Origin of the sequence: Vibrio sp. 10N.247.310.17, assembly GCF_041466605.1 — a bacterium.
In the GTDB taxonomy this organism is placed as follows: Bacteria; Pseudomonadota; Gammaproteobacteria; order Enterobacterales; family Vibrionaceae; genus Vibrio; species Vibrio tasmaniensis_A.
Genome location: NZ_JBFSTC010000168.1, coordinates 1 through 4,469 on the forward strand (window position 1 = coordinate 1; position 4,469 = coordinate 4,469).

Below are 4,469 nucleotides of genomic sequence, written 5' to 3' on the forward strand. Positions count from 1 at the left end.
TATAAATACCCAGCAACTCGCTGCAAAAATCAGCTCGAAAGATCAACACGCCCTAAGCAAACAAGAAGAGGTTTCTTCAGAGTTGAAGCTATCGAATTTATTGAAAAGTAGGTATTTATAGGAAGAGAAATTAATCTTTAATGATCTATTAATAACAACATAATCACTAGCGATTTGTTGGGTTTTGCAATTTGCAATTTCAGTTTGCAAAACAAACAGGCATTTATGTCGAATACGTGTTCAGATGCGTAGTAAATACGTATATTTAAAGTTGGCACGCATAGTGCATTAGTAATAGTGACCCTTCTTAAGCCGAGGGTCACCTAGCCAACTGACGTTGTTAGTGAACCCATATTGTTCACACAAAATATATGACCAATCACCCTTTTGTGATTGGTTTTTTTTTGCCTGAATTTTGAGTTCTACTTGTTGGTATTACTTTTTATTAATTGTTATTACTACACTTATTATTAAGTGCAGTTAGCTAAAGCAAAACAAGCAGAGCACGACAATTTACTAATCATGCTCATACCATTCTTGCGCTAACACTCACCACACTTTGAGTAACAGCTTGGTTGGCGCGGGCATTCTCCACCTCGGGAGCAGATAAGCCTAGCCTCTGTCTCAATCCCACGTTCAATCCAATTTATATTTAGAATCTTGGCTATTGTCGTGAGGTCTTTCTTGATGTTACGCGGGATTACCACAGAGCCACCATTGTTAACGCATGATGCTTTAAGTTGCTCTGCAATGTCTCTTGAATTACCGCCTTGTGCATCAATTGCAGGGTTAAGGTCTATGCCAGCACACAATACGCGATTGTTACCTGCAGGATCCGTCATATTGATGGATTCACAACAGTAGATTCTTGGTTCATCACCCACATTTAAAATAGATATTTGAGCCGAACTCCCTGCGCGAGGTTCTGACAATCGACGAAACACAGCCCAATGTTGACATGGGTCGGCAACAGTTCTCATATTTCCCCAAGGCAGTGGAATCCCGTTCCCGCGGTACACCGCCTTGAGTTTCCCTGGCCCATAAGCATCAAAGTAGTGCCAGTGAGGGTAGGGCGATACTACCGTCATTCGACGCATAGCAACAGAGGGGGAAACCCCCGCTCTTTTGTGAACGTCGATTTCGTAACCAGTGCGGTCAAGCAACTGTCTAAATGGAACTTTGGGGCAAAGAAGTGCGCCAGCAAAGAAGCTAGATTCAAAGTCTCGCCATGCTTGAAGAATATCTTGAGAATTAAGTTGCGAAGAGCCTGAAACCTGGTTGTCGTCCCATGTGTTGTTGTTGCCGACCGACAACACACTCTTTAAGCCTTCTTTGCTATGCAGAATACAATGGCCAATATAGACCGATAAATCGTATTTCAGACGAGTGGGGTACTCTTTCAGGATTTCGTTTAAGAAGATTGTGCTAGGAGGTTCAAAGAACGAAGTGACTAGCTGTTTGGCATTAATTCCGAGTTCATCAACAACGTCTTTCGGTGTGCGTGTTACCCAACGGATGTTAATTTCTAGGTTTCTAGCGATGTCTATCAGATCTTCTACGCTGAGGTTAAGACGTTTTAAGCCAACTTCTTCCGCTGCGCGCTCAAGGTCAGGGAAGTGGTTCTGATTGCTTTCTTGGTGTGCTCGAATTAAGAGGTGTGCAAACTGGCGGCCTGAGATCCCCGTTTGAGATAGCATCTCTGGAATTGCAATTTGCAGGATGTCGTTGGAGAAAAGAAAGCTAGGCTCGAGTGCCATGCCACTTATCCCACCACGATTCCCTTTATCAGGAGCAATGGCTTGTTGTTCAGATTCGTCGTCAAGGAACCAGGTTGGGTTCTTCTGAAAGACCTGCGCGATTACTTCTAGCATATCGATGCTTGGGACGCGCTTTCCACGTTCAATCATTGAAAGGTAAGAAACGGAAGGTGCGTATTCTGGGTTGATTCTAATACAACGCGCAGACAGATCTTCCATCGTTAAATGGTTACGTTTTCTTAGGTTACGTATTTTCGTACCTAGGAAATGAGACTGACGAACTAAACTTTTTGACAAGGCCATATTTGTAAAATTCACATTGTAAAATTTTTGTTGTGAAATTGTAGGCAAAAAAGCGCTAGTCTACAAACTAAGCAATTCACAAAATGACAAATAAGTTAAACGTTAGTTTGGAATAATTGCTCTAGGACACATTTTTGCTATAAAAATCGGTGAATGTTCACCGGGTTGGTCAAGAGGGAAAGACTATGAATATGCTTACATTCGATAAAACAGAAATCCAAAAACAAACAAAACCATTTATCGCTGAAGCTGTCTTTGCCGTGGAGACTATCAGTGCCAAACAGCAAACTGAGAAGCAACTCAAAGCGAAGCAACTGCTAGACAGATTGTTCCCATTAGAGAACGGCTCACATCAAGATGTAACGAGCTACGTAGTTGATTACCGCCATATCATGGCTTATTTCAAAGATGGCCAACACAGCGGTCTAAAGCATCCTAAGCAGTTTGTAGCTTACATGGGTGAGAAGTGTGACCCAGACTCAATCTTGTTCCGAGATAGCAGTGGAAGCCATTTAGAAGTGATGTTTGGTTGTCATAAAGGGACGGGGTGTATTGAATTGGTCGATATCGATGATATTCAGTTAGAGTCGTGCACCACGTTTGGCCAGTCGCCAATGGAAGCGGTACAAACGAATACTGAGCGTCAAGGAATCACTACAGCAATACGTCACTGGATCAGCCTAGTTCAAGGTGATGAGAAGGGTAAACCAAAAGCATGCAGCGAAGACAAAGAGTTCCGAGCTAAGAGCGGTGAGGATTACTGTCTTAACTATTGCTACGCCCTTTAATGTCACAGCTACATCTTTGGTATTTATGAAAGATGTAGAACCAGTGTAGTGTTAAATACTCTGAATGTATTTAGCATTAAACACTGACGACTATGCATAAACGACAAAGCCCCAACCATTAACCTACTGGTTATTGATTGGGGCTTTTTGCTTTCGATGTTAATTACGAGTCTATTTTTGTGCCTAGAGCCTAGAGCCTAGAGCCTAGAGCCTAGAGCCTAGAGCCTAGAGCCTAGAAATCAGGGTTTAGTAAGTACGCCGTTAAACTGTAAATTTGTTTAGATGATTGCAGACTACAGCGGCATCACTCTATTTCGACCAAGTGACTTCGCTTCGTAAAGTAGCTTATCAGCGCGTTCGATCAGTGATTGTGCCGATTCACCGGGTTCAAGCTCAGCAACACCAAACGATGCGGTGATGCTACCTACCTGTTGCCCGCTACGACGATCTTTAATCGATAGCTTTTCTAGAGAGCGGCGGTTGGTGTCTGCAAGCTGACGTGTAATGCGTAATGATTTGTTTGGCACGATTATCGCGAACTCTTCACCACCAAATCGGTAAGCAGAAATCCCTTCACGGCACATTTGTTTTAATTTGCGCGCAATGCCTTTAAGAACCATGTCGCCAAATAGGTGGCCATAAGTGTCGTTGAAGTTTTTAAAATGATCGATATCGAGAAGAATTAAACACAGAGGTTGTTTCGCTTCACACAAGGTTTCTATATCACGGTCGAAAGAGCGACGGTTATAGAGTGTCGTTGTGCTGTCAAAGAGTGCATCTTTCTGCACTTCGACTAGCTGAGACTTTAGCTTAGTGATTTCTGATGTCGCAGAATTCAACTGAGAATTTAAAAATTGAGTAGAGTGACGAATATGACGAGATTCAGAAACTAACTGACGAACTAAAGACATGACTTCATCGATCGATAAACTTTCATTGTCAACGCGGGCCAAATCCTCGAAGCTTTTATCAATCATCTCAGAAAAAGCAGAGGTATCGGTCAGTGTGTCATTCATCGAATTCGAAACTTCCGAGACCAACAATTCTAAATTGGCGCGGAGGTCATTGATATTCGTTTCAGACTTGCTAGCAACATAATTATTGTAAAGCTGCTCACCAACGGCTGGAGGACAAATGCCATAGTATTCCAAGATACCATCCATGTCTTTTGTCAGCTGTGGGATAGCATTGTCAACATAGGTGTACCAAAGTGCGTAATTTGCAGGTGTAGTAGACACCCGGTTCTTCATCATAAGAGGCACCGCTTTTTTTAGATTTGCGGTGGATTTTTGAAATTCGTCTTTTTTCATGATTTTTACTGCAGATACCAAACTAACTAAGCCACTGCGACCAAGATTAGCGGATTTTACCGATCTTTGCTTTAAAAATTATATAATTAATGGATGAGGATTGGGCAAACAACTCATTTTCATTATGGAAATCGATTGCATATTTATATCGAACAATAAGTAGGGTGTTATTTAACCAAAGAGGAGAGGTCCGGTTTGGGGGGGGGGGGGGGGGGGGGGTGGGGGGGGGGGGTGGGGGGGTGCGCGGGCAATAAGGGGTTGGCCAAGATTGTTAAAACCCTGTGCGAAAAATGGGTAACCGGGGGCTGTGT

3 protein-coding genes are annotated in these 4,469 nt (G+C 42.9%); 1 reads left to right on the forward strand and 2 read right to left on the reverse strand.

Translation table 11 applies throughout. The features are described from left to right. Nucleotides 1-542: 542 nt before the first annotated feature. Nucleotides 543-2,075, reverse strand: coding sequence for a DUF3612 domain-containing protein (locus tag AB6D80_RS24225; protein ID WP_372189855.1), 1,533 nt, complete (start codon nucleotides 2,073-2,075; stop codon nucleotides 543-545). Nucleotides 2,076-2,245: 170 nt separating this feature from the next. Between AB6D80_RS24225 and AB6D80_RS24230 the strand changes: the two genes are divergently transcribed. Next, nucleotides 2,246-2,848 carry a malate synthase gene (locus tag AB6D80_RS24230; RefSeq protein ID WP_009845698.1) on the forward strand — a complete coding sequence of 201 codons (603 nt, stop codon included), beginning with the start codon at nucleotides 2,246-2,248 and terminating at the stop codon, nucleotides 2,846-2,848. 293 nt (nucleotides 2,849-3,141) lie between these two features. On the opposite strand, the gene AB6D80_RS24235 is transcribed toward AB6D80_RS24230, so the two are convergent. Continuing rightward, nucleotides 3,142-4,158, reverse strand: coding sequence for a GGDEF domain-containing protein (locus AB6D80_RS24235; protein ID WP_372189857.1), 1,017 nt, complete (start codon nucleotides 4,156-4,158; stop codon nucleotides 3,142-3,144). Nucleotides 4,159-4,469 lie beyond the last annotated feature (311 nt).